Origin of the sequence: Trichocoleus sp. ST-U1, assembly GCF_039961835.1 — a bacterium.
Taxonomy (GTDB): domain Bacteria; phylum Cyanobacteriota; class Cyanobacteriia; order Cyanobacteriales; family FACHB-T130; genus FACHB-T130.
On sequence record NZ_JAMPJZ010000018.1, the window covers coordinates 71,515 to 78,114 of the forward strand.

Sequence of the window (6,600 nt, forward strand, 5' to 3'; positions counted from 1 at the left end):
TAATTAGTGAATTGCTTCACCTAAATACCAAGTTATTCAAAGCAGCGTTCGCGAAGCGTTCAATTAAATGCGATCGGAAACTTACATTTTTGTGACTCAAATCACTGGCGCTCGTGTTAAAGCGAAGATGCCCGATAACAATCTTTTTGGTAACTCGCAAATTCTATATAAATTTTTCTAGGATTGTGCAGCAAGCAACAGCATAAGTCTATTTTTCCGGTCTTGTATTAACCGTCTCAAGCAGTGTATACGAGCCGCAATCAGTTATCAGGAACGACGAACGAACAACTACCTAGTAGTGTTAGCCTTCGCTACGCTGACGCTGTTTTCATGCCCAAAGGGCTGTACGCGATCGCATCTATTTCACGGTGGTTACATGCATACATACCTTAGGGTAAGGGTTTGGGGACATCGAACGCTTCCAGAACGCTATCGGAACGCTTGCCTTGATAGCTTGTTCATATACCAAAAAACATTCATAGAGGATACCGAATAAATCCTGAAGGGACACACAGCTTGGGTTGAATTCCTGCGAATACCCTCCGTTTTTCTGATATCTGTTTCTCTTCAGAATGCTACCTATCAGCTCCTCTAACTCTGCTGAAGAGTGCAACAGAAATCCAAGTTTTTGCGATCGCACTCTGAATAACACATTCAAACTTGAAAATCATCACGAGGATTCTATGACAACACTTACCCTAGACCAAACCAAAGCAGAAGCATTTGCCGAACGGATGCTTAACATTCTCAACAGTGGCGCGATCGCTCTGATGACGTCTATCGGTCACAGAACCGGGTTATTTGACACGATGGCTGAACTACCGCCTTCTACAAGCCAACAGATTGCAGACGCAACAAGGTTGAATGAGCGGTACGTGCGCGAGTGGTTGGGAGCAATGGTTACTGGCGGGTTTGTGGAACACAATCCGGCTAAGAATACCTACTTTTTGCCCCTAGAACACGCCGCCTTCTTAACGCGAGCTTCCAGTCCTGACAATATTGCTGCATTTTCCCAATACATCCCCTTACTAGGAAGTGTTGAGGAGCAAATCATCGACTGCTTTTACAAGGGTGGTGGGGTTCCCTATTCTGCTTTCAAGCGTTTTCATCAAGTGATGGCGGAAGACAGCGGTCAAACGGTGGTTTCGGCGCTCAATGACCACATTCTGCCCTTAATTCCCGGACTGATTGAGGCACTTGAGGAGGGAATTAATGTGCTGGATGTAGGGTGTGGTAGCGGTCGTGCTATCACCAAAATGGCAAAGGAATTTCCGAATAGTCGGTTTACAGGCTACGACTTCTCAGAAGAAGCGATCGCGATCGCGCAAACCGAAGCCCAACACCTCGGTCTCGCAAATATCCACTTTCAAGTAAAAGATGCTGCCACTTTAGATGAAGTAGAGAAATATGATTTCATTGCTACCTTTGATGCAATTCACGACCAAGCTCAGCCCGATGTAGTGTTGCGAGGAATTGCCCAAGCGCTGCGTCCTGATGGTGTTTATTTGATGCAGGATATTCGCGCCTCCAGTTATGTCGATGGCAATCTCGATCATCCAGCAGGGCCATTACTTTACACCATTTCTTGTATGCACTGCATGACTGTATCGCTTGCCGCAGGAGGCATGGGGCTTGGTGCCATGTGGGGTCAGGAGAAAGCATTGGAAATGCTGGAAGATGCCGGTTTCACTAGCGTGGAAATCAAGCAACTCGCTCATGATTTTCAAAACAATTACTACATTGTGCGGAAGAATTAAACCCGTTTTACGAATTGTCTGGATTAAATCCCTGCCATCAATTGGGGGGATACAGAAAAAATCACAAATGTAGCGGCAAGAAAGTGAATCGCTAAAAAACTATGTAACACCAACCTTCAATTCTGAAAACCATTGAAAGCTAGAAAATCCTATGTGCAAACTCTGTGCATTTGCTTGGCGTTATCAAAAACCCGGTAGCAGTGACTCGCTATTGCTAACTACGAAACAGTTCTCTTCACTGGTTGTTTTAAATCAAGCCTCGCAACCAGTTCAGAAATTATCTACTACAAAAGACAAGTAAAAAGGAGAAAAAACCATGACTACATTACTAAACCGCATCGAATTGAAAGATTATGCAGCGATCGCAACTGCCCTATCCCAAGAATTAGCAGCGAGTGCTGTCGAGCGCGATCGCCAAGCCGCTATTCCCCATGAAGAAGTACGACGGTTGCGGGAATCGGGACTGTTACCTCTGGTTGTACCGCGAGAATATGGCGGTATTGGCGCAACCTGGGTAGAAGCTTACAAGGTTCTTCAGGAAATTGCTAAAGCAGATGGTTCTAAGGGGCAACTCTACTGCAATCAGCTAATCTTATCAGTGGTGGGTCAGGTGAGCGGCACCCCCGCTCAAGCAGAACGCTACTACCGAGCCACTGCCCAGAATCACTTGTTTTGGGGAAATGCATTTAACACGCGGGACACTCGCCTCAAAATTGAGCCAGAAGGCGATCGCTTCCGGGTAAATGGAACTAAGAGCTTTGGCACCGGAGTGGCAGCAGCGGATATTCGTGTATTCGCCGCCGTGCAAGACGGGGTCGATCATCCGATTGCCTTTATCCTTCCCAAGGATCGAGAAGGCATTGTCTACAACAACGACTGGGACAATATGGGACAACGCTGCACCGCTAGCGGTAGTTTCACCTTCCACAACGTCTTGGTGAACCCGGATGAAATTCTCGGCCCACCTCCATCTCCAGAGGGTGCCTTTTCTACCCTCTTGTTCGTGGTGAATCAGTTGGCGAAAACCCATGTCTATCTGGGAATTGCCGAAGGTGCCTTGGAAGCGGCAAGGGATTACACGACGACGATGACTCGACCCTGGATGACCTCAGGCGTCGATCGGGCATCGAAAGATCCCTACATTTTGCAGCACTATGGTGAGCTATGGACTGAGCTAAAGGCAGCGATCGCGCTCTGCCGTCAGGCAGCGCAGCAGGTACAGACGGCATGGGAAAAGGGACAGGCGCTCACTCATGAGGAACGGGGTGAAGTTGCGATCGCTGTTTATACTGCTAAAGCTTTTACCACTAAAGTTGGCTTGGATATCACCACCCGCATCTTTGAAGTCATGGGCGCTCGTTCCACTGCTGCGAAATACGGCTTCGACCGCTACTGGCGCGATTTGCGGACGTTTACCCTGCATGACCCAGTGGACTATAAGCTGCGGGATATTGGCAATTGGGTTCTCAATCAGGAACTGCCAATGATATCGCAGTATTCTTAACCGGAATGCGATCGCATTCCCTAGTCTGGCTTGCTTGCAAGTAGATAGTCAAACGTGGATTCCTAGGACGCACAAATCCACTTTTGACTTATTTTTTTGGCTTATTTTTGAATGCGCTTGACAAATGACTCGTGTATGACGTCACTTTAGAGGAGTTTAAAAGCGATTGCTCCCGCGTCTTGCCAACAGAAAGCGATCGCTTCTCCTAAAAATTCCTGACTCCAACCAATAATCCCTGTCAAAGGGAAAGGAAGGCACAAGTGAAGGAGTAGAGACACAATGGGCGATCCTTATCTGTTGGCGGTAAGTTTGTTAAGCGGCGGGCAAATAGCCGCCCCGCCCCCGCCCGTGCTACCTCCACAGCCTGACAACCTGTTAGCGTTATGGCATTCCAGTGAGTCGAGTACCTTTGAGCCACTGGTGGCTCAGAAAATCGTCCCGACCATTGAAATCACCTCTCCGGAATTTAGCCAGCAGTTGATTTCGCAGACTAATCCTTTCCAGGGGACTGACACACTAACTATTACTACAGCTTTAGCACCGACAGCAGCTCAAGCCGCGATAGAACTGAAACCCTCCGTACAAGCGAAGCTGAAACCGGATACAGCAACGACAAAACCGGCATCTGGCAGTCAACTTTTTTACCAAAGATTAGCTGCTCTGAAAGCAGGCAAGATTTATACTCGTCTACCTGTTGATAGCTTTCAGTCATACTGGGCGAACCAAGCAGGTACTAAAGCACTGGCTTTACAAAAACCTAGCTATGAACAGTGGAAACGCCTACTGGCAAAGGAAGCGAGAGCAGTTTCTCAAGGTCAAGGTTCCAACCGTCTTTCCGTATTAGTGGGAGATTCTCTCTCATTGTGGTTTCCCCAAGAACGTCTTCCTGGGGGGAGTTTGTGGCTGAATCAGGGAATTTCTGGGGATAATTCCCGTGGCATCTTGAAAAGATTGTCTGCTTTTTCCCAAACTCGTCCCGATGTTATTTACGTTTTAGCTGGCATCAACGATTTACGCCAAGGTGCAACGGATGAAACAATTCTCGATAATCTTCGCCAAATTGTTCGCCGCTTACGACAAGAGCATCCTCGCAGCTCAGTCATCGTGCAATCCATTCTTCCCACCCGGATCAACACCATCCCAAACCGCCGAATTCGTAACCTTAACCAACAACTGGCTATCCTTGCTCAACAACAGGGTGCAGGCTATCTAGATATTCACTCTCGCTTTAGCGATGTTGAAGGAAATTTGCGTGTGGACTTAACGACGGATGGGCTGCATTTGAGCGGTCGAGGATATGAAGTTTGGCAATCGGCACTCCAACAGGCAGAATCGGTAATTGCACTCAATCGGAATAATGTGCGTGCTGACAACTCAGTAAAGCGATCGCGTCTCTCTGATTTATCTGGATTAAATTAACTGGTAAAAAATTTACGTTTTGTAGGGGCATGGCACAAACACGCCCCTAAAGGCATACCTATCATGCCTGCCATGCCTCTACTTAGCAATTCAATCCATAAAAAAATCAGAGCGATAAAGCTCTGATTGTCAAACTAAGTTCAGTGGAGTTTCAAAAAATTGTTAGAAATAATTGCGCGGCTATCAATTTATCAGCCAATCAATCAAAATTAGCCGAATTAGATGCCTTGACGAGAAATCAGCTTTTCAATATCCGCCTGAGTTTGCTGCAATAGCTGCTCGCGGCTATCAACAGCCTTGGTGAGAGTGGGAACTAGGTTGCGCGCTTGTAACGCCATGTGAAGCTGTAGATGCGCCACGTACTCACTAAAATCTTCACGAAATGAAGGAGTTGAGGATTGCTGTAAAGGCACGTTTATTGTGTTCTCCATCGTTATCTCTCAGCCGTTTGTCAACCTTAACGAAGTTATCACACCGTTCATAGTCTCTTCTAATTTTGCAATGAAGTTTAATCGTTTTCAGGGAAATTGTTTAAGAAATGTTAAATATTCTCCGGGACTGTTTAAACTTCTTTGCATTCCTCCTGATAGGACTGAGTGGGAGACAGGGAATAGGTGAGGACAGAACATTCACCCATTCCCAATTCGCTCCCCAATTTCTATCCCCCAATGCCCAAGCGTCCCGCTAAGCCTGGAGTGAGAGGGAGGAGAGTTGCCACTGTTAAAAACAGAGCCAACAGTCCCAAAGCCGCTCGCGCATCATCGGGTTCGGAAATCTCATTCAAGCTAGGGCGTTCTAGACCCCGTTGCAAGAACAGAATTACAATCGCCCAGTACAGCAGCAAAGGATTCGTCGGATTTACTAGAGAGACAATTCCTAGCAAAACTAACGTGGCAACGGTAGCGCGTCGAGCGATTTGGCGTCCGTAGATTGCCTGGACGATTCGACCCCCATCGAGCATCCCCGCTGGCATCAAGTTGAACGCTGTTACCACCAAACCCAGCCAACCGATAATCGTCAGGGGGTGGACATCAACCAGGGTTTGCTGAAGACTAGAACCAAGGACAACCCGTGCTAGAGTACCCACCAAAATTGATCCCTGGAAAAACTCCGATGGCACCTTAAATAGACTGCCTTCGTGGGAAAGAATTAAACCGACGATTAGCATCAATAGGGAAACAATGCCACCAGCAGCAGGGCCAGCTAAAGCGATATCAAACAGCACTGTGCGATTGGGTAATAGCGATTCAAACCGAGTAATCGCCCCAAACGAGCCAATCTGTGCGGATGGGATGAAAAAAGGAAAACTTAGGCGAATATTGTGACGACGAGCTAGGAACCAGTGACCGAGTTCGTGAGTCACTAAAATCACCCAGATTCCGGCACTGATGGGCAGAACTTCTCCAAAGCGGCTTGGATTGCTGAAGAAATCAAAGCCGAGGAAAATTCCCGCCGTCTCTAAGCTAGCGGCAATGGTCGCCACGACGAGAACGCCTGCCAAGATGTTCTGCGGTAAGGTTGCTGGTTTCGGATCGTTGGTGCTGGGGAGAACAATCACCACCGGCTTCTCTTCCGGATTTTCTACTAAAAATAGCCGATAGCGATCGCCCAATCTCTCGTGCAAACTCGCAGACAAGCGGGAATGAACCGCCGCAGGTTCTCCCCGCAGATTGCCCTTGAAGATGGCTCCTTCCTGATAAGGAATGCTTTCGGTGGCAAAGAAGGTATCGATGCCAAAAATTCCTTGGATGTTTTTTAAGTCTTCATCTGGAATGGGAACCACTTCTTGGGTAACGGCATTTTTCGCCTCTTTTGGCGTCGCCGCTGCTGTCTCTCCCCCATTTTCCTCAGCAGTATCTTCTATCGGGTTGGATTCTTGCACCATTTTCAAGACTCGCTCCCGCAGTATGGCATCCTGAC

The 6,600-nt window shown here is 47.6% G+C and carries 6 protein-coding genes; 3 read left to right on the forward strand and 3 right to left on the reverse strand.

Annotated elements, in window-relative coordinates:
• Positions 1-683 precede the first annotated feature (683 nt).
• Together NDA06_RS09515 and NDA06_RS09520 are read left to right on the forward strand one after the other, a co-directional pair.
• Positions 684-1,757, forward strand: a complete 1,074-nt coding sequence (locus NDA06_RS09515; RefSeq protein ID WP_190984679.1) for a class I SAM-dependent methyltransferase — start codon at positions 684-686, stop codon at positions 1,755-1,757.
• Between the two features lie 316 nt (positions 1,758-2,073).
• Positions 2,074-3,261 (forward strand): acyl-CoA dehydrogenase family protein, encoded by a 1,188-nt coding sequence (locus tag NDA06_RS09520; protein WP_190984680.1) that lies wholly within the window; start codon positions 2,074-2,076, stop codon positions 3,259-3,261.
• A gap of 146 nt (positions 3,262-3,407) precedes the next feature.
• Here the strand turns inward: NDA06_RS09520 and NDA06_RS09525 are convergent, their stop codons facing one another.
• Positions 3,408-3,539, reverse strand: coding sequence for a hypothetical protein (locus NDA06_RS09525; protein WP_277877454.1), 132 nt, complete (start codon positions 3,537-3,539; stop codon positions 3,408-3,410).
• Position 3,540: 1 nt separating this feature from the next.
• Here NDA06_RS09525 and NDA06_RS09530 point away from each other — a divergent pair, with 1 nt between their 5' ends.
• The gene (locus tag NDA06_RS09530; RefSeq protein ID WP_190984681.1) at positions 3,541-4,680 is read left to right on the forward strand and encodes a GDSL-type esterase/lipase family protein; all 1,140 of its coding nucleotides are present in this window, start codon (positions 3,541-3,543) and stop codon (positions 4,678-4,680) included.
• Positions 4,681-4,898: 218 nt separating this feature from the next.
• Here NDA06_RS09530 and NDA06_RS09535 read toward each other — a convergent pair whose 3' ends face one another.
• The gene (locus NDA06_RS09535) at positions 4,899-5,111 is read right to left on the reverse strand and encodes a hypothetical protein (protein WP_190410320.1); all 213 of its coding nucleotides are present in this window, start codon (positions 5,109-5,111) and stop codon (positions 4,899-4,901) included.
• Between the two features lie 227 nt (positions 5,112-5,338).
• On the reverse strand, positions 5,339-6,600 hold a 1,262-nt coding region (locus NDA06_RS09540; RefSeq protein WP_348251711.1), incomplete at its 5' end, for a site-2 protease family protein.